This window comes from Telluria sp. ZB2R32 (assembly GCF_059685715.1).
Window position 1 is genome coordinate 161,709 of the sequence record NZ_JCASIG010000009.1, and the last position, 17,698, is coordinate 179,406.

The 17,698-nt window shown below is 64.6% G+C and carries 19 protein-coding genes; 12 read left to right on the forward strand and 7 right to left on the reverse strand.

The window, feature by feature from the left end:
* Positions 1 to 14: 14 nt before the first annotated feature.
* The 4 genes from AC56LG_RS22625 to AC56LG_RS22640 all read right to left on the reverse strand — a co-directional run bounded on the left by AC56LG_RS22625 (position 15) and on the right by AC56LG_RS22640 (position 1,262).
* Positions 15 to 275, reverse strand: a complete 261-nt coding sequence (locus AC56LG_RS22625; RefSeq protein WP_497168276.1) for a hypothetical protein — start codon at positions 273 to 275, stop codon at positions 15 to 17.
* A 67-nt stretch (positions 276 to 342) separates the two neighbouring features.
* The gene (locus tag AC56LG_RS22630) at positions 343 to 609 is read right to left on the reverse strand and encodes a DUF5985 family protein (protein WP_497168277.1); all 267 of its coding nucleotides are present in this window, start codon (positions 607 to 609) and stop codon (positions 343 to 345) included.
* A 2-nt stretch (positions 610 to 611) separates the two neighbouring features.
* Positions 612 to 869: a DUF5985 family protein gene (locus AC56LG_RS22635; protein WP_192048381.1), complete on the reverse strand. Its 258-nt coding sequence runs from the start codon at positions 867 to 869 to the stop codon at positions 612 to 614.
* 3 nt (positions 870 to 872) lie between these two features.
* A complete protein-coding gene (locus AC56LG_RS22640; protein ID WP_497168278.1) occupies positions 873 to 1,262 on the reverse strand; it encodes a hypothetical protein in 390 nt (129 codons plus the stop codon).
* Between the two features lie 186 nt (positions 1,263 to 1,448).
* Here AC56LG_RS22640 and AC56LG_RS22645 point away from each other — a divergent pair, with 186 nt between their 5' ends.
* The 4 genes from AC56LG_RS22645 to AC56LG_RS22660 all read left to right on the forward strand — a co-directional run bounded on the left by AC56LG_RS22645 (position 1,449) and on the right by AC56LG_RS22660 (position 4,895).
* Complete coding sequence (locus tag AC56LG_RS22645) at positions 1,449 to 2,234, forward strand: DNA/RNA non-specific endonuclease (RefSeq protein ID WP_497168279.1); 786 nt, start codon at positions 1,449 to 1,451, stop codon at positions 2,232 to 2,234.
* A gap of 34 nt (positions 2,235 to 2,268) precedes the next feature.
* The gene (locus tag AC56LG_RS22650) at positions 2,269 to 2,529 is read left to right on the forward strand and encodes a hypothetical protein (RefSeq protein ID WP_497168280.1); all 261 of its coding nucleotides are present in this window, start codon (positions 2,269 to 2,271) and stop codon (positions 2,527 to 2,529) included.
* A gap of 241 nt (positions 2,530 to 2,770) precedes the next feature.
* Positions 2,771 to 3,196, forward strand: coding sequence for a DUF2382 domain-containing protein (locus AC56LG_RS22655; RefSeq protein WP_497168281.1), 426 nt, complete (start codon positions 2,771 to 2,773; stop codon positions 3,194 to 3,196).
* Between the two features lie 25 nt (positions 3,197 to 3,221).
* Positions 3,222 to 4,895: a YsnF/AvaK domain-containing protein gene (locus tag AC56LG_RS22660; RefSeq protein WP_497168282.1), complete on the forward strand. Its 1,674-nt coding sequence runs from the start codon at positions 3,222 to 3,224 to the stop codon at positions 4,893 to 4,895.
* Between the two features lie 81 nt (positions 4,896 to 4,976).
* Here AC56LG_RS22660 and AC56LG_RS22665 read toward each other — a convergent pair whose 3' ends face one another.
* From AC56LG_RS22665 to AC56LG_RS22675, 3 genes are all read right to left on the reverse strand, one after another.
* Positions 4,977 to 7,832 carry a M16 family metallopeptidase gene (locus AC56LG_RS22665; protein WP_497168283.1) on the reverse strand — a complete coding sequence of 952 codons (2,856 nt, stop codon included), beginning with the start codon at positions 7,830 to 7,832 and terminating at the stop codon, positions 4,977 to 4,979.
* 84 nt (positions 7,833 to 7,916) lie between these two features.
* Positions 7,917 to 8,831 carry a GGDEF domain-containing protein gene (locus tag AC56LG_RS22670; protein WP_497168336.1) on the reverse strand — a complete coding sequence of 305 codons (915 nt, stop codon included), beginning with the start codon at positions 8,829 to 8,831 and terminating at the stop codon, positions 7,917 to 7,919.
* A gap of 274 nt (positions 8,832 to 9,105) precedes the next feature.
* Entirely contained in the window at positions 9,106 to 10,065 is a 960-nt protein-coding gene (locus tag AC56LG_RS22675; RefSeq protein ID WP_497168284.1) for a sensor histidine kinase, read from the reverse strand.
* A gap of 188 nt (positions 10,066 to 10,253) precedes the next feature.
* Here AC56LG_RS22675 and queE point away from each other — a divergent pair, with 188 nt between their 5' ends.
* From queE to nadC, 8 genes are all read left to right on the forward strand, one after another.
* On the forward strand, positions 10,254 to 10,889 hold the full coding sequence (gene queE / locus AC56LG_RS22680; RefSeq protein ID WP_497168285.1) for a 7-carboxy-7-deazaguanine synthase: 636 nt from the start codon (positions 10,254 to 10,256) through the stop codon (positions 10,887 to 10,889).
* A 16-nt stretch (positions 10,890 to 10,905) separates the two neighbouring features.
* Entirely contained in the window at positions 10,906 to 11,352 is a 447-nt protein-coding gene (queD, locus tag AC56LG_RS22685; protein WP_497168286.1) for a 6-carboxytetrahydropterin synthase QueD, read from the forward strand.
* Between the two features lie 25 nt (positions 11,353 to 11,377).
* Complete coding sequence (tadA, locus tag AC56LG_RS22690; protein ID WP_497168337.1) at positions 11,378 to 11,881, forward strand: tRNA adenosine(34) deaminase TadA; 504 nt, start codon at positions 11,378 to 11,380, stop codon at positions 11,879 to 11,881.
* A gap of 143 nt (positions 11,882 to 12,024) precedes the next feature.
* Positions 12,025 to 12,951 carry an alpha/beta fold hydrolase gene (locus AC56LG_RS22695; protein ID WP_497168338.1) on the forward strand — a complete coding sequence of 309 codons (927 nt, stop codon included), beginning with the start codon at positions 12,025 to 12,027 and terminating at the stop codon, positions 12,949 to 12,951.
* Between the two features lie 18 nt (positions 12,952 to 12,969).
* A complete protein-coding gene (ldcA, locus tag AC56LG_RS22700) occupies positions 12,970 to 13,893 on the forward strand; it encodes a muramoyltetrapeptide carboxypeptidase (protein WP_497168287.1) in 924 nt (307 codons plus the stop codon).
* 39 nt (positions 13,894 to 13,932) lie between these two features.
* Entirely contained in the window at positions 13,933 to 15,534 is a 1,602-nt protein-coding gene (locus AC56LG_RS22705) for an ABC-F family ATPase (protein WP_497168288.1), read from the forward strand.
* 135 nt (positions 15,535 to 15,669) lie between these two features.
* Positions 15,670 to 16,803, forward strand: a complete 1,134-nt coding sequence (gene nadA, locus AC56LG_RS22710; RefSeq protein WP_497168289.1) for a quinolinate synthase NadA — start codon at positions 15,670 to 15,672, stop codon at positions 16,801 to 16,803.
* Entirely contained in the window at positions 16,800 to 17,666 is an 867-nt protein-coding gene (gene nadC / locus AC56LG_RS22715) for a carboxylating nicotinate-nucleotide diphosphorylase (RefSeq protein WP_497168290.1), read from the forward strand. The genes nadA and nadC overlap by 4 nt, the downstream gene beginning before the upstream one ends.
* The last annotated feature ends 32 nt before the right edge of the window (positions 17,667 to 17,698 follow it).

Consider the following 17,698-nt stretch of genomic DNA (forward strand, 5'->3'; position numbering starts at 1 on the left):
ACGGCCCAGGATCCTTATGGCGTGCCCTTGTTCTCGTCCTCGGGCTCGGTCTGCACCGTGTCCGGCATCGACTCGGTCACGCTGCCGGGCAGCTGGCCGACGCGGCGGGTGTCGTCGCCCTGGATGTCGAGGCTGACTTCCTCGGCGACTTCGAAGCGGCCGTCTTCGGCGCCTTCGTCGCCAGGCAGCAGGTTTTCGGAGCGGTTGTGTTCGTCGGTACCCGGTTGCGGCTGCTGCGGGGATTGCGGCTGGTTGCGCTGATCGATCGTTGTCATGCTGTTCTCCATATCAAAATGTTCACATGACTGCATTATCCCCGACCCCGTAGCGCGCGGGCGCACGCTACTTTCTGTCCCGCTGCGGCAGGTTCTTTTCCAGGATCGCCCACAGGATCAGCCCGTAGGCCAGCAGGCGGATCAGGTAGTGCAGCGGCGAGTCTTCGGCGCCGGCGTCGTGCAGCGCCGAATACAGGCGGTGCAGGCCTTCGATGAAGAACGAGGCGCCGAAATAGAGGAAGAAGCGGTCCTTCGAGGCGCGCCAGAAGCGCAGGAAGAACAGCGCGATGACGAGCGAGCCCATGCAGATCGCGCCGGTGATCAGGTCGGTCATGCTCACTCCTTCTCGTAGATCAGGCCGTACAGCAGCAGGGACACCGCGACCAGAGCGCTGATCAGGCGCGCCGGCAGGAAGTCGATGTTGGGGAACACGATTTTGTCGAGCAGCAGGAACAGGTTATTCAGGGTCATCACCGCGAAACACGAACCGCTCCAGAACAGCAGGCGGAAGCGCGTGCGCCGGTAACTGGCGAACAGCAGCCAGCTGCAGGCAAGCGAGGTCAGGATGCACAGGATGTAGATCGTTTCCGCCACTGGCTAGTCCTTTCGCAGTTTGAAGGCGTCCGCAAATTGCTGGGCCTTGCGGTCGAGGGATGAATGAATCAGGTGGGTCACTTCGACCAGGTGGCGCGCGTACAGGTCGGCCAGGGCGTCGATGCGCGCGCGCAGTTCGGGCGACGCCGGCCCGTATTGGTAGCATTCCTGCTGCCGATCGGGGCAGGGCACGATCATGTTCGCGCGGCACAGGTCTTCCAGCAAGCCTTGGGCGGTGCGTTCGCGCACGTAAAGACGCCGCGCGAGGGTGTCAGCGTGCCATTGCTGCGCCGGATTGGCGCGCAGCAGCAGCAGGGCTTCGAGGAAGGGCACCGACGGAATACTCGTGAGCACGAATCGCCGCAAGTCTTCCGGGAATGGGACTTTTTCCATTGACGGGGCTGTTTCCGGTATGGAATGTTATCGAAAGAGCCGCAATTCTAGAGCATTCCTGCTAACAATGCATTCGGCATTCCTACCGTGCGCCGGTATTGACGGGCAGAAAAGTGGGCGACAGCGGACCCTCGCTGAATGTGTGTCGGCTACAATGCGCTCTTGTCACATAATGTCCTTTTATCCATGTTCCAGAAATTTATCGTTGGCGCCGCCTTCGTGGCGTCGCTGTTCGCACCCGCGCTGGCAGCCGCGTCGAGCTGTCCCGATCATTACGCCGAAGGCCGCGCGCCCGAGATCCGCAACCCGAAGCTGGCCGCGGCCACGCGCGAACTGTGCTACGGCGTGTTCGGCATCATGCACTCGGGCGTCACGCGCACGCCCCTGTGGTCGGCGGAAAACCTGCGCGCCGAAAACATCGAAGCGGCCGAGGGCCTCAAGCGCGACAACAGTTTCCACGCCGAGCCGCGCCTGCCGCGCAACCAGCGCGCCGAACTCGACGACTATGCGCGCAGCGGCTACGACCGTGGCCACATGGCGCCGAACGGCGACATGCCCGACCGCCGCAGCCAGCGCGAGAGCTTCACGCTGGCCAACATGGTGCCCCAGGATGGCGACCACAACCGCCACATCTGGGCGCCGATCGAAGGCGCGGTGCGCAAGATGGCAAAGAAGGAAGGGCAACTGTACGTGATCACCGGGCCGGCCTATCTCGGCACCAACCTGCGCAAGATCGGCAACGTGCTGGTGCCGACCCACCTGTACAAGGTGGTCTACAGCCCGCGCCAGAAGGCGGCCGCGGCCTGGTTCACCGAAAACCGTGCGAATGCGCAGATCCAGGTGGTCCCGGTGGCCGAACTGGAGCGCATCGTCGGCATCGAATTCCTGCCTTCTCTGTCGCGCCAGCAAAAGGAGCGCATGCTGGCGCTGCCGAAGATCCGCCAGCCGAAGCCGAAGAACCGCTTCTCCTGACCGCGCATTGTTTAGTTAACGACCGGAGCCACCCATGACCGCGAAAAAGAAGACCTTTGTCCCGTATGCGAACGAAGCCGACGTCCTGCAGGTCGACAACCTGATGATCGAGAACCGGCTTGACCGCATCACGATCTCGGGCGACGTCGACCTCACCGCCGACAAGGCCGGCCTGGCCCATGCGCGGCGCCTGAAGGAAGTGCTCGACGCCGTGCTCGCCAAGCTCGAAGCCCAGGATTTACCCGACCACCTGCCGCCACCGGACGTGCAGAACGTGGCCAATCCGTTCAACTAGTTTTCCTGCTACCAAGGTCTCGTTCGAGGCCTTTTTTTTTGCCCATGCAAGCTTACGCCTCGCCCGGCGCGGGCATGCCTCATGGATTGTCTGTGCGCGGCCTCGCCTAGATCCCAGCCATTTCTTGGCTTTTTATCTTTTTTTATTCTTAACATTTACGGTTGTCAATAGTGTGCGGTGTCCCGTCTGTTTGGGGTACGCTGATTGTGTCTTGTGCAAGCAACCACACGGAGTCGAAACAATGGCAGTTAATCAGAATGACGAGCGAATGGAGGGCGTTTTGCGCGTTCCCGTCGTCGCGGAAGAACTGGCTGTTGGCACCCGGACGGTCGACACGGGACGCGGCGTTCGCGTACACAAGACCGTCGTCGAACAGCCGGTCACCATCGACGAGCGCCTCGGGCGCGACGAGGTGGAAGTCAGGCATGTCGCGGTCGACCGTATCGTCGCAGCCGACGAAGCGCCCGCCAACCGCTACGAGGGCGACACGCTGATCGTGCCCGTCCTCGAGGAAGTCCTGGTTGTCGAGCGCCGTGTGCGCATCAAGGAAGAGCTTCACATCACCCGGATCCGTCGCGAGGAACACCACCAGGAACAAGTGGTCCTGAAGGCCGAACAGGTCAGTGTCGAACGTTTCGACGAATCCGGCACCCTGCCAACGAAGTAAATCAATACTATCTGGAGGACTCATCATGCAACATACCCTGATCGCCGTCTTTGACAACCATAACGATGCCGTCAGCGCCAAGAACGAACTGCTGTCCTCGGGCTTCCCGAGCAGCGACGTGCGCCTCTCGCATGGCGACGAAACCCTGCCGGGCGGCTCGATGTCCAGCACCTCCGGCGCCGCACCTTCCTCTACCTCCGCTTCCACCTCGGTCACTGGCGACAACGAGCCAGGCATCGGCGCAAGCATCAAGAACTTCTTCAGCGATATCTTCGGCGCCGACAACGACGAACATTCGGCCAAGTATTCGACCGCCATCGAACGCGGCAACCACGTGCTGCGCGTGAACACCGACAGCGAGCCGGAAGTCGAGCGCGCCGCCGACATCGTCGAGCGCTTCGGCCCGATCGACATCGACGAGCAGTCGGAAAAATGGGGCATGACCGAAGGTTCGGGCTCGATGAGCACGGGCGCCATGATGGGCAGCGCCGGCAGCATGAGCGGCGGTTCGTCGATGTCGCTGCAATCGGACGCCGACCGCCTGCCGCTGAACCAGCAGTCGCTCAACGACCCGAACCCGATGGGCACCACCTACCAGGAACCGCTCGGTTCGCGCGACGAACTGTCGGTCGGCAGCTACGGCGCCGGCACCGGCAGCAGCCTGCAGCAGAACCAGTCGACGGGCTCCTCGCTGACCGGCTCTTCGCTCGAAGGCTCGGCCGCTTCGACCTCTTCGGCCTCGAACCTGCAGGGCTCCTCGCTGGGCGGCTCGACCCTGACCGGTTCGCAGCAGCGCGACACCAACACCGCCGCCATTCCCGTGGTGCAGGAACAGCTGAAAGTCGGCAAGCGTGAAGTCCAGCGCGGCGGCGTGCGCGTGTTCTCGCGCATCGTCGAAACCCCGGTCAACGAAAGCATCGGCCTGCGCGAAGAGCACGTGAACGTCGAGCGCCGTGCGGTCAACGAGCCGATCAGCGCCCTGGACGCCACCGCCTTCAAGGAGCAGTCGATCGAAATGCGCGAAACGGCCGAGGAAGCCGTGGTCGAGAAATCGGCGCGCGTGGTCGAGGAAGTCATGATCAACAAGGAAGTGACGCAGCGCGAGCAGCAGATCAACGACACCGTGCGCCATACCGAAGTCGAAGTCGAGCAGCTCGGCGCCGGTTCGGCCCGTTCCAGCCTGATGAGCGACGACGACTACTACCGCAACCATTTCACCAGCACCTACGGCAGCACCGGCGGTTCGTACGACGACTACGCCCCGGCCTACAGCTACGGCTCGGAAATGGCGCGCAACCAGAAGTACAGCGGCCGCCAGTGGAACGACGTCGAAAACGACCTGCGCACCGACTGGTCCTCGCGCAGCGGCAGCAGCGCCGGTTCGACCTGGGAAAAGATGAAGGATGCCGTCAAGTCGGGTTGGGACAAGATGACCTCGGACGACGACGACAGCTACTACCGCAACCACTACAACGCGACCTACAGCAGCACCGGCACGTCGGACTACGACAAGTACAAGCCGGCCTACAGCTATGGCTCGGAAATGCGCCAGAGCGACCTGTACCGTAACCGTCCATGGGACGACGTCGAACCGGACCTGCGCACCAACTGGGAATCGCGCAACGGCGGCTCGACCGGCTCGACCTGGGAAAACATGAAGGATGCCGTGCGCCATGGCTGGAACAAGATGACGCGCTAAGGCAGGGAGCATGAAGCGGCGGCGGGTTCAAACCGTTGCCGACGTAACGAAGAAGGGCGCCCGCGGGCGCCCTTTTGTTTCTTACTGCGCGAAGGCCTGTGCCGCCGGCGTGATCTTCACGCTCTCCGGCTTGATGCCGAGCTTCATGGCGCCGATGACCTTGTCCTCGTCCAGCACCGCCTGTGGCTTGGCCGCGTCATAGGTGATCGGCGAAAAGGCGTCGCTCACCAGCGCGTTCTTCAGGCCGGCCGCATCCTTGGTGATCACGACGACCGACAGGTCGCGCGCCGACAGATGCTTCCTGATCGCCGCGTTCACGTCCGCCACAGTGAGTTTGGCCAGGCCGTCGCGCATCATCTGAGTGAATTCTGCCGTGCCGTACCACTGCGAATCGAGCGCGTAGCCGAGGCGCTGGTCCTGGGTCGCGGTCATGACGAAGACGTTCTTCATCAGGTAGTCGCGCGTGGTCTCGAAGTCCGCCTGCGTCAGGCCGCCGTCGACCAGCTTGCCCAGTTCCGACAGCGCCAGGCGCAGCGCGAAATGGGCATTCTGCGGCGCCACCGGGCGGATCCAGACCTCGAACAGCTGCGCCTTGCGGCCCAGGTTCGGGTTAGGGAAGAACTGGAACATCCCGCGCGGGAAGGCTTCGATGTAGGCGTAGTCGCCGTAGTTCATGCCGCGCAGTTCGCGGATCTGCTGGTACAGGTGCGAACTCGAGGCGCGGTGTTCGCCGAGCCAGGTTTTCGCCAGCCACAGCGCCGGGAAGTCCGGATGCGAACGCGTCACGGCAAGCGGCAGGCCGAACGAGATTGCGGTGGCGCGGGTGTTCTTCTCGATGATTTCCACTTCCAGGCCGTTCGGCTTGCGGCCCTGCGGCACGCTTGTCGCGGGCAGGCCGGCGCCGGCAGGCAGGCGCGCCAGCGCAGCTTTCAGCGACGCGGTCATGGCTTCGCTGACGTTGCCCGAGATGCCGACCCGCACCGCGCCGCTGGTGTAGGCCTGGCGATGAAACGCCTTGACGTCGTCCAGCGTGATCGACTCGATCCCCTTGACGGTACCGAGCACCGGATGCCCGTAGGGCGTGCCGGAGAAGACGTTGGCCTGCAGGCGTTCCTTGCCGAATTCCTCTTCGTTGTTGTCCTTCAGGTCGAGCAGCAGCGCGTTCTTCTGCGCGTCCTTCAGGCGGCGGAAGTCTTCTTCACGAAAGCCCGGTTCCAGCAACAGCGGCAGTGCGATGCCCAGGTATTCGTCCCAGTTGTCCTTGTGGATCGAGCCGCTGAAGGTCGTCATCTCCTTGTCGACCTGTTCGCTGAAGCTGCCGGCAAGCGGGAACAGGGCCTTGGTGACTTCATCGATCTTGCGCGTGGAAGAGCCGGCCGAGGCGACCATCGCGGCGGTGAGCGCCGCCAGGCCTTCCTTGCCTTGCGGGTCGTGCGCGGAACCGGCCGCGAACAGCAGCTTGAAGCGCACCTGCGGCAGCGCCGACTTTTGCACCAGCACGTCGAATTTCGCGTCTGCGGCTTTCGGCGCCATGGCTGCGAGCTTCGGCAGTGCGTCGATCCCGCCTGGGAGCGCGTCGTGCGCCAGGGTGGTGACGACCATGCTGTCGTCGACCAGGTATTTGCGCGCGGCCGCCTGCAGGTCGGCCGGCGTCAAGCTGTCGACCAGGCGATAGTAACGGTTCAGGGTGCCGTACGAGCGTTTGAAGTGCACGTAAGAAGCGAGCGTGGCGGCGATCTGCTCGGTATTGTCGAGGGTGCGCACCAGGCCGTACTTTTGCGCCGATTTCGCGTCCTGGAGTTCCTTTGTCGTGACTTGCGTATCGCGCAGGCGCGCCACGGTTTGCAGGATGGCGTCGCGCACGTACAGCGCGTCGGCCGGCTTCTTGACGCGCGCGCCGATCGTGGCCAGGGTCGGGTCGACCCGGTTCGGCGTGAAATCGAACAGCTGGTCGACCTTTTGCTCGTCCTGCACCAGGCGCTTGTACAGCGGCGAGGTGCGCCCGAACGAGAGCGACAGCAGCATCGACAATGCGGCGCCGTCCTTTTCGGTGTCGGAAAAGGCCGGGGCGCGGAAGGCGACCGTCACCAGCGGCAGGGTCGGCGTCGGCCACGGCACGTGGCGGTACTGGGCGCCGCGTGCGGCGGGCTCGGCCGGGACCGGCACGCTGTAGCTGCCTTTCTTCCAGCCGCCCCAATATTTCTCGACCATGGCGACCGCCTCCTTCGGGTCGACGTCGCCGGCGACGATGATGGTGGTCTTCTCGGGCCGGTACCAGCGGTCGAAGAACACCTTCGAATAGTCGTACTGGTTGGGCATGTCCTCGATGTCCTTCAGGAAGCCCATCGTGGTGTGTTTATAGGTATGGGTATTGAAGGCGGCGTCGCGCTGGACTTCGAACAGCTTTTGCATCGGGTTGGCGCTGTTCTTGTTGTATTCGCCGAGCACGGCGCGCGATTCGGTCTTGAACGCCTCGATCGGATAATCGAGGTGCTGGAAGCGGTCGGCCTCGACCTTCAGCACCGTTTCCAGGTCTTCCTTGGCGAAGGTCGTGTAATAGTTGGTGAGGTCGTCGCTGGTGTAGGCGTTCTGGCGCGCGCCGGCGCGGGTGATGACTTCCTGGTATTTCTCGGGCGGGTACGCCTTGGTCCCGCGGAACATCATGTGCTCGAAAAAGTGGGCGAAGCCGGATTTGCCCGGCTCGACTTCGTTGCGCGACCCGGTCTGCACCGGAATCGTCACCGACACCAGGTTCGGCAGGCCGGTCGGCACGACGATGATCTTCAGCCCGTTGGGCAGGGTTTTCTCGACTGCCTTGAACGGCAGGACATCGCCGGCGGCGGCTTTGGTCGGTGCGGACGGGGCGGCAAAGCCCGGAACGGCTGCAAGCAGCATCGGCGCGGAAAGCGCCAGGGCCGTCGAACATAGTTTGGACACGCTATCTCCTCAGGAAAATATCTGGCGCGAAGCATAAGATATTCCCGAAGGAATGAACAGCGCGATCAGGTATGCATGTCTTCGTCAGCCTTCGGCCAGCGGCAGGCTGATCCGGTTGCGGCCGAGGTGCTTGGCGCGGTAGAGGGCGGCGTCGGCGGTCGCCACCAGCTCGCTGGCGCGGGTCTCCAGTCCCGCGATCGCGGTGGCCGCACCGATCGACACCGTCACCCGGCGCAGCGGCGCGCCGCCGTTGGGCAGTTCCAGCTTCTCGACCCGGCGGCGGATGCGCTCGGCCACGATGGCCGCGCCCTTGAGCGACTGGTTCGGCAAGATCACGGCGAATTCCTCGCCGCCGTAGCGCGCCACCAGGTCGTTGGCGCGCATCTCGCTGGCGACGGCGGTGGCGATGCGTTTCAGGCATTCGTCGCCGCCGAGGTGACCGTTGGCGTCGTTGTAGGCTTTGAAATTGTCGACGTCGACCATCAGCAGCGACAGCGGCTGGCGCAGACGCAGCGCCCGTTCCCATTCGGCGGCCAGGGTATCGTCGAAGCAGCGCCGGTTGGCCAGGCCCGTGAGTCCGTCGCGGGTGGCGAGCTTTTCCAGCGCGATCTGCGCCATTTTTTCGTCGGTCAGGTCACGCAGGGTCTCGACGACGGCTTTCAGGCGCCCGTTGTCGTCGAAGATCGGGCTGGCGTCGGCCGCCAGGTAGCGGCGCCTGCCGACGCGCGGCATGTCGCACCAGGTTTCCACCGACAGCGGCGAGGCGTTGGCACCGGGCTTGCCGTGGCGCGGGTAGATGTGGCGGATTTCCTCGACCCGGTTCTGGATCACCAGGTCGGCCAGCGTCGGACGCGGCTCGTCGTAGAAGCTGCGCCAGTGGTTGTCGGTGCCGACGATCTCGTTGGCCGGCACCCCGGTCAGGCGCTCGCAGGCGCGGTTCCAGATCAGCACCTGGCCCTGGCCGTCGAGCACGAAGGCGGGGACGGCCAGCATGTCCATCAGCTGGTAAGCGAAACCGAGATCGGCGGCGAGAGGAAGACCGGGGTTACCGACAGGGTTGCAGGCAGCGCCACCGGGAGCGTCCGTTGCGGGAGGCGATGCTGCGTCCGCAAGCGTTTCGTTCGTCTGGGCGGTTACGCGCTGCATCGCTGTACTGGTCATCACTCGGCCTTTCCGATTCCGTTGAGCAATCTATTGATTGCTGACAAGAACCGATTCTGCGACCGCGCCATTCCTGGCTATTGATGTGCAGCAATATCGCCCGGCTTGACTTTCAGGCGGGTGCGAGCCCCCGGGCCTGGGGCAGGGTCAGGGCCAGGGCCATGCTGCCATCCGATTTCGCGGTGATACGCAGGGCGCCTCCGCATGCCTCGACCCGTTCGCGCATGCCGGCCAGGCCGCAGGCGCAGGGAGCCGCGGGGCGCCGGCTGCCATGGCCGTTGTCGTCGATGCGCAACGTCAAGCCATTGTTGCCGCGTTGCAAGCCGACACGCACTTCGGTGGCGCCGGCCTGGTGGGCGAGGTCGGCCAGCGCCTGTTGCAGCACACGGTAGAGCAAGGCGTCGCCCTCGAAGGCGGCCATTTCCCGCTCGCCCAGCGGGCCAGGGCTGATTTCCAGCCGGTGCGCAATGCCGCTCAGGCGGGTGAACTCCTCGAGCTGGCGTTCGATCGCCTCGCGCAAGCCTTCGCCCAGGGCCAGCGGGCGTAAATCGCTGACCACGGCGCGCAGCGACCGCAGCGCGCCGTCGAGCGTGCCGATCATGGCGCCGGTCTTCTGGTGCAGCGCCGGATGGAGTCCGTTCGCGGCCAATTGCTGCAGCGACAGGTCGGCGCGCAGCGTGAGCAGGGTCTGGCCGAGTTCGTCGTGGATCGCGCGCGCCATGCGGGCGCGCTCGCCGTCGCGTACGCTTTCCTGCTGGCGCACTACTTTCGACAGCACGGTCTGGGTATCGGCCAGGATGTCTTCGACGCTGCGCCGTGCCGCCTGTTCGCGCGCCAGCCGCAGGCCCAGGTCGCGGGTGCGGTCGTCGGCGTCGATGGCCCGGCGCAGCATCAGGCACAGGGCCCCGCCGGCCCCCAGCAACCACAGGACAGTGGTCACTGTCGACAGGCCCGGATGCCGGGCGGGCAGGGCGGCGCCGACGAAGCAAGCGAGCAGGACCATCGCCACCAGAAGATACCCAGGAAAATGCGCCGGAAGATGAGCGGCTGTCCTGGCAAGCATGTTCTTCATGACGCTCCTTCCGACGGGTTATAAGAAATTTCCTCTAGTCAAGTTACCGTTTCTTGCCGAGCATTGTCTTGTCGATAGTCAATACCCATGCTGTGCGGCAAGCACAACACGGAAGCGGTTGGTGCCGGCCGGGACTCGGCAAGCGCCATGAGGGGCGGGTATAATGGACGGTTGACGAGAGGTTTATTGTGACTTACAGCATCAAAGAAATTTTCTATACCTTGCAGGGCGAGGGCGCCCATGCCGGCCGGCCGGCGGTGTTCTGCCGCTTCTCCGGCTGCAACCTGTGGACCGGGCGCGAGCAGGATCGCGCGAGCAGCGTCTGCACGTTCTGCGACACCGATTTCGTCGGTACCGATGGCGAACGCGGCGGCAAGTTCCGCGACGCCGACAGCCTGGCGCGTGAGATCGACAGCCTGTGGCCGGCCACCTATGCGCCCAGCAAGTACGTGGTGTTTACCGGCGGCGAGCCGCTGCTGCAACTCGACGACGCCTTGATCGCGGCCATGCACGCGCATGGCTTCACGATCGCGATCGAAACCAACGGCACCCTGCCGGTGCCGCCGGGCGTGGACTGGATCTGCGTCAGCCCGAAGATGGGGTCGACGCTGGTGGTCGGGAAGGGCAACGAACTCAAGGTCGTGATCCCGCAGGCCAACCAGGACCTGTCCGCCTACGAGGGGCTCGACTTCGAGAACTTCTTCGTGCAGCCGATGGATGGCCTGTTCGCCGCGCAGAATACGCGCCTGGCGATCGAGACTTGCCGGAACAATCCGAAGTGGAAGCTCAGCCTCCAGACCCATAAACTTTTACAGATCCCATGACTGGGCCGACACGCTGATGTTGACTATTACCCGCAAGCTTGAATTCGATGCAGGGCACCGGATTCCCGACCATAAAAGCCAGTGCCGCAACCTGCACGGCCACCGCTACACGCTCGAAATCACCCTGGTGGGTGAAGTGATCCAGGCCGAAGGCAATTCCGACAACGGCATGATCATGGACTTTTCCGACATCAAGGCGCTCGCTAAGGATCACCTGGTCGACGTCTGGGACCACGCCTTCATCGTCTACGAAAAGGACGACAAGGTGCGCGAATTCCTGTCCAGCCTGCCCGGCCACAAGACGGTCGTGATCGACCGCATCCCGACCGTGGAAAACCTGGCGCAAGTGGCCTTCGGCATCCTCAAGGCGGCCTACACCGACCGCTTCGGCACCGGCCTGCACCTGCATAAACTGGTGCTGCACGAAACGCCGAACTGCTGGGCCGAGATCACCGATGCCTGACAGCGCAGCCTTGCCCGGGCTTGTGATGGACGGCAGCGCTGCGCTCGAGGCGGCTGTACTCGACGCCCATTTCATGAGGCTGGCGCTGGCGCAGGCAGACCAGGCCTACGCCGAGGGCGAGGTGCCGGTCGGCGCCGTCGTCGTCAAGGAGGGCGAAGTGGTCGCGGTCGGCTACAACCAGCCGATCGGGCGCCACGATCCGACCGCGCACGCCGAGATTGTCGCCTTGCGCGCGGCCGCCGACAAGCTCGGCAATTACCGGCTGCCCGGCTGCGAGTTGTACGTGACGCTGGAACCGTGCGCGATGTGCTCCGGGGCGATGATGCATGCGCGCCTGGCGCGCGTCGTGTATGCCGCGAGCGACCCCAAAACCGGGGTATGCGGCTCGGTGCTCGACCTGTTCGCGCACGAGGTCCTGAACCACCACACCGAGGTCGTCGGCGGCGTGCTGGCGGACGAAGCGAGCGCCATGCTCAAGGGCTTCTTCGCCGAACGGCGCGCGGCGGCACGCCGAAACGTCGCGCCTTAGCGTTTTTCGCGCCACTCTGTGCACGCGACGCACAGCCTTGCGCTGCGCGTGCTGTGAAAATGTTATGCTGGTTTCCATCCTGCCGCCCGCGCCGCGCTTTGCTGCCCGGGACTGCTGCTCGGGACTTGACTCGACTCATGACCATGCCGACGCTGACCGCCAACGGAATCCGCATCGCCTTCGACACCGCCGGGGACGCCAAGTCGACCCCGCTGCTGCTCGTGTATGGGCTCGGCATGCAGCTCACCAGCTGGCCCGACGAATTCGTCGACGGCCTCGTCGAGCTCGGCTTCTACGTGATCCGCTTCGATCACCGCGACTGCGGCCTGTCGACCAAGTTCGAGCGCGCCGGTCAGCCGCACCCTGTCTGGCACTGGCTCAGGTCGCACCTGAAACTGCCGCGGCGGCCCGCCTACCAGCTCGACGACATGGCCGACGATGCGCTCGGCGTGCTCTCCGCGCTGGGTGTCGCGCGCGCGCACCTGGTCGGGGTGTCGATGGGCGGCATGGTGGCGCAGATCCTGGCGGCGCGCCATCCGCAGCGCGTGCTCAGCCTTGCCTCGATCATGTCGAGCAGCGGTAAACGGGGTTTGCCCGGGCCGGCGCCCGCCGTGCGCCAGGCGCTGCTGGCGCGCCCTGGCGATCCGAACGACGTCGACGCGATCATCGACACCGCGGTCGCGCTGCAGCGCGCGATCGGCAGTCCCGCCTATCCGACCCCGGAAAAGCAGTTGCGCCGGCGCGCCGCGCGCGCCTTGCGACGCTGCTATTGCCCGGCCGGCGTGGCGCGCCAGATGGCGGCGATCGCCGCTGCGCCCGAGCGCGGCGAGCTGCTGCGCTCGATCGGGGCGCCGACCCTGGTCATCCACGGCGCCGCCGATCCGCTGGTGCCGCTCGCCTGCGGCGAAGACACCGCCGCCCACATCCCGGGCGCGCGCCTGGAAGTCATCCAGGGCATGGGGCACGATTTACCGGCCCAGTTGAACGAGCGCTTGCTTGCCTTGATCGACGCCAACGCGCGCGGTAAGATGGCCGCCAGCTCAACACCGCGCCTGTTCGTTCGGCAATAACCATCAGGTTTCAACTCAGTGACTCACACCCAACCAGGCGTCGCCATTGTGGCGCCCGCCGGCTTCGTGCCGGACCCTGCCGCCGTCGAGCGCGGCGTCGCCTATCTCGCAGCACGCGGCTGCCGCGTGCACAATTACTACGATCACGGCGCGATCCACCAGCGCTTCGGCGGCACCGACGCGGCGCGCCTGGCGACCCTCTACGCCGCAGCGGACAACCCCGAGGTCGACCTGGTGATGGCCGTGCGCGGCGGCTACGGCCTGACGCGCCTGCTACCGGCCATCGATTTCGAGCGTTTGGCGGCGGGACGCAAACTATTCGTCGGCTACTCCGACATCACCGCGCTGCAGATGGGCCTGTATGCGAAGGCGGGGGCGCAAAGCTATGCCGGCCCGTTCGTCGCCAACGATTTCGGCGCGCAGGAGCTGAACCAGTTCACGCTCGACGATTTCTGGGCCTGCCTGGCCGGCCCCACGCACACAGTCAATGAGAGCGCCCGCGGCAATCCGCGCGTAGAAGCGGCCGGCACGATCTGGGGCGGCAACCTGGCCATGATCGCTTCACTGATCGGCACCGAATGGTTCCCGCGCATCGACGGCGGCATCCTGTTCGTCGAAGACATCGCCGAGCATCCCTACCGGGTCGAGCGCATGATCCTGCAGCTGCACCAGGCCGGCATCCTTGCGCGCCAGCAGGCGCTGGTGCTGGGCGACTTTTCCGGCTACCGCCTGGGGACGATGGAAAATGGCTACGATTTCGACGCCATGCTCGCTTACCTGCGCCAGACCTTGCCGATTCCGGTGGTGACCGGGCTGTCTTTCGGGCATATTCCACGCCGGGTCACGATCCCGTTCGGCGCGCAGGCGTCGCTGGTGTCGAACAGCGAAGGTTTCCGGCTGACGATCAGCGATTACCCGACGTGGCCCCCGGCACGGTGGTAAAATAACCGGTTAATCGAACACGCTTCCAAAGGCTTTTCAGTGCTCTCCACAGCTAACATCACAATGCAATTCGGCTCCAAGCCGCTCTTCGAGAACATCTCCGTCAAGTTTGGCGAAGGCAACCGCTACGGCCTGATCGGCGCCAACGGCTGCGGCAAGTCGACGTTCATGAAGATCCTCGGCGGCGACCTCGAGCCTTCAAGCGGCAACGTCAGCCTCGATCCGGGCGAGCGCCTGGGCAAGCTGCGCCAGGACCAGTTCGCGTATGAGGACGTGCGCGTGCTCGACGTCGTCATGATGGGCCACACCGAGCTGTGGAATGCGATCGCCGAGCGCGACGCCATCTACGCCAATCCGGAAGCGACCGACGACGACTACATGAAAGCGGCCGAGCTCGAAGGCAAGGTTGCCGAATACGACGGCTACTCGGCCGAAGCGCGCGCCGGCGAACTGCTGCTGGGCCTGGAAATCGCCAGCGACCTGCACCAGGGACCGATGAGCGCCGTGGCGCCGGGCTGGAAGCTGCGCGTGCTGCTGGCCCAGGCCCTGTTCTCGAATCCGGACATCCTGCTGCTCGACGAGCCGACCAACAACCTGGACATCAACACGATCCGCTGGCTGGAAGACGTGCTGAACCAGCGTAACTCGACGATGATCATCATCTCGCACGATCGTCACTTCCTGAACCAGGTCTGCACCCACATCGCCGACATGGACTACGGCACCTTGAAGGTCTACCCGGGTTCCTACGACGACTACATGCTGGCCTCGACCCAGGCGCGCAACCAGCAGCTGGCGAACAATGCCAAGGCCAAGGAAAAGGTCGCCGAACTGCAGGAATTCGTGCGCCGCTTCTCGGCCAACAAGTCCAAGGCACGCCAGGCCACCTCGCGCGCCAAGATGATCGACAAGATCAAGATCGAAGACTTCAAGCCATCCTCGCGCGCCTATCCGTTCGTGCGCTTCGAAGGCGAGAAGAAGCTGCACCGCCTGGCTGTGGAGACCGAGGGCTTGACCAAGTCCTACGACCGCACCCTGTTCAAGAACTTCTCGATCATGATCGAGGCGGGCGAGCGCGTCGCCATCATCGGCGCCAACGGCGCCGGTAAAACGACGCTGCTGCGCTGCATCGGCGGCAAGGACGTGACCGGCCTCGACGCCGACCACGGCCGCGTGAAGTGGGCCGAGAACGCCAACGTCGGCTACATGCCGCAGGATCCGACCGAGGAATTCCCGAAAGACGACATCCTGACCGACTGGATGGGCCGCTGGACGAAAGAGGGCGACGACGACCTGGCCGTGCGCTCGATCCTGGGCCGCCTGCTGTTCGGCGGCGACGAAGTCAAGAAATCGGTGAAAGTGCTGTCCGGTGGCGAGAAGGGCCGCATGATGTACGGCAAGCTGATGCTGGGCCGTCACAACGTCATGCTGCTCGACGAACCGACCAACCACATGGACATGGAATCGATCGAGTCGCTCAACATCGCGCTGGACAAATACGAAGGCACGCTGGTGTTCGTCTCGCACGACCGCGAATTCGTCTCCTCGCTCGCCACGCGCGTGCTGGAAGTAAAGGAAAACGAAGTTGTCGACTTCCGCGGCACGTACGAAGAGTACCTGACCAGCCAGGGCATCGACTGATCTACGTAGTGGCTTGTCATGCGGGCACCTGGCCCGCATGACCCCGTAAGGTGGGCGGGTTCCCCGCCCACGCGTTCAACCAGCGCCAGCAGGCCGGCGCCGGTATCACTGCCCAACTATAAGAGCATACAGCGCATGAACATCCAGCCAATCCAGACCTACGACTACGACCACCCGCGAGGCGGCAACGCCTGCACGGCGCAAGCCTGGGCACGTATTCCCGCCACCCCGTCGCCGCAAGAAAAAGCCGAACTTAAAGACCGCATCCGCCGCCTCCTGAAAGAAAAACAAGCCGTCCTGGTCGCCCACTACTACGTCGACCCCGACCTGCAAGACCTGGCCGAAGAAACCGGCGGCTGCGTCTCCGACTCGCTGGAAATGGCGCGCTTCGGCCGCGACCATCCGGCCAAGACCCTGGTCGTCGCCGGCGTGCGCTTCATGGGCGAGACGGCGAAAATCCTCAGTCCCGAAAAGACCATCCTGATGCCGGACCTGGAAGCGACCTGTTCGCTCGACCTGGGCTGCCCGGCCGATGAATTCGCCGCCTTCTGCGACCAGCATCCGGACCGCACCGTCGTCGTCTACGCCAACACCAGCGCCGCCGTGAAAGCGCGCGCCGACTGGATGGTGACGTCTTCGATCGGCCTCGACATCGTCAAGCACCTGCACGCGCAGGGCAAGAAAATTTTGTGGGCGCCCGACCGGCACCTGGGCTCGTACATCCAGAAGCAGACCGGCGCCGACATGCTGCTGTGGCAGGGTTCCTGCATCGTGCACGACGAGTTCAAGGGCATCGAACTCGACCTCTTGAGGGCCGAGTACCCGGACGCGAAAGTGCTGGTGCACCCGGAGTCGCCCGCCAACGTGGTGGCCCAGGCCGACGTGGTCGGCTCGACCACCCAGCTGATCAACGCTGCCGTGACGCTGCCGGCGACCCACTTCATCGTCGCCACCGACAACGGCATCCTGCACAAGATGCGCGCGGCCGCGCCAGGTAAACACTTCATCGAAGCGCCGACCGCCGGCAACAGCGCCACCTGCAAAAGCTGCGCGCACTGCCCGTGGATGGCAATGAACGGCCTGAAAAACCTGGCGGACGTACTGGAATCTGGCGCCAACGAAGTCTTCGTCGACCCGGCCATCGGCGTCCAGGCCGTGCGCGCGATCGACCGCATGCTCGACTTCGCGGCCGCGAAAAAGGCGCAAGCGCTGCCAAGCGGCGCGCTCGAGCAAAACACCAACCTGTTTTCGAATGTGGGCCCCGCATGACGACCTTGAAGAATCCCCATGACGCTTTCGACGAAAAGCTGCAAGCGTCGTTCGAACAGAACATCCTGGCTGCGCTGCTGGAAGACGTCGGCACCGGCGACCTGACCGGCATGCTCGTCCCTGAGGAACCGCGTGCCCAGGCGCGCGTCATCGTGCGCGAAACGGCGGTCCTGTGCGGCGCGCCCTGGTTCGAAGGCGTGATGCTGGCGGTCGACCGGGACATCGACATCGACTGGAAATACGCCGAGGGCGACCTGATGGCAAAGGACAGCGTGGTCTGCACGATCGCCGGTTCGCCGCGCTCGCTGCTCACCGCCGAACGCGGCGCGCTGAACTTCATGCAGCTGCTCTCGGGCGTGGCGACTGCCACCCGCACCTACGTCGACGTGGTCCGGGGCACCAGCGCCGCCATCCTCGACACCCGCAAGACCCTGCCGGGCCTGCGCCAGGCGCAGAAGTACGCGGTGCGCGTCGGCGGCGGAAAGAACCAGCGCATGGCCCTGTACGACGGCATCCTGATCAAGGAAAACCACATCGCCGCGGCCGGCGGCATTACTGCGGCGCTGAACAACGCGGCGGCGCTGGATGCAGGTGTGACCGTGCAGATCGAAGTGGAAACCATCGCCCAGCTGGAAGAGGCGCTCGCGGCGGGCGTCAAGTCGGTCCTGCTCGATAACTTCGACCTGGCGATGATGCGCGAGGCCGTGACGGTGAACGCCGGCCGCGCGTTGCTGGAAGCCTCGGGCGGCATCAACATGGAAACCGTGCGGGCGATCGCCGAGACAGGCGTCGACCGGATTTCGATCGGCAGCCTGACCAAGGATGTACGCGCAACGGATTTTTCGCTGCGCATTGTCGGTTGAAGCGGCGTTTCGTGTGAATGAAGATGGGCGGG